Origin of the sequence: Pseudonocardia halophobica, from assembly GCF_027922425.1 — a bacterium.
Taxonomy (GTDB): Bacteria; Actinomycetota; Actinomycetes; order Mycobacteriales; family Pseudonocardiaceae; genus Pseudonocardia; species Pseudonocardia halophobica.
In genome coordinates this window covers 1-561 of record NZ_BSFQ01000268.1, presented here as the reverse complement: position 1 = coordinate 561, position 561 = coordinate 1, and the positions used below count along the sequence as shown (strand labels likewise).

1 protein-coding gene is annotated in these 561 nt (G+C 64.0%); it reads right to left on the bottom strand.

The features are described 5' to 3' along the window. Window positions 1–14: 14 nt before the first annotated feature. Complete coding sequence (locus PKE99_RS39415) at window positions 15–512, bottom strand: DUF669 domain-containing protein (protein WP_271215169.1); 498 nt, start codon at window positions 510–512, stop codon at window positions 15–17. Window positions 513–561: the final 49 nt, after the last annotated feature.

The window sequence follows — 561 nt, the reverse complement described above, 5'->3', positions numbered from 1 at the left end:
GGCGGCGCAGCGCATCAGCCCTTCTTGTTCCAGGGCGCAGACGCCATCTTGGGCGGGGCCGCAGGTGTGGCGGGCGCAGCGGGCGTCGGTTTGGCTGCACGGGCCGCAACGCCGCGGTCGGGCGGCAGATAAGCGACGGCATTGCTTTCGCCGTAGCCATTCTTCGGCGGCTTGACCTTCACCTGGATCGTCATCGGGATCAGGTGCAGCTCCTCGCTGTCGCTGACAAGCAACTTGACCGTCGCGTGGCAGATGGCCGACAGCGTCCGCTGCGCGATTTCCACCGTGGTCGGGTTCGGGTTCACGAGGTTCAGCTGATCGAAGATCTTCCGGCCCTTGTGCTCGCCCTCGAGGATGTCGAGCATCAGCCAGAGAAACTGGCCCATGCCGTTCTTGGTGACGCGCATCTCGCTTTCGACGATCTGGGCGCGGTATTTGCCCGCCGGCAAAAGCTCGTGGGCGGTGGTGGGCTCGACCCTGGTGGCGTCAAAGGACGTGTCGAAACGTGCCATAGTCTTGTCCTTTCAGGGCGATCATTAGGATTGGGGCATGGCCGCCATG

Bases quoted from the DNA above. Each gene is read 5' to 3' on its own strand.
- PKE99_RS39415 (WP_271215169.1), bottom strand. From the start codon at position 512: ATGGCACGTTTCGACACGTCCTTTGACGCCACCAGGGTCGAGCCCACC.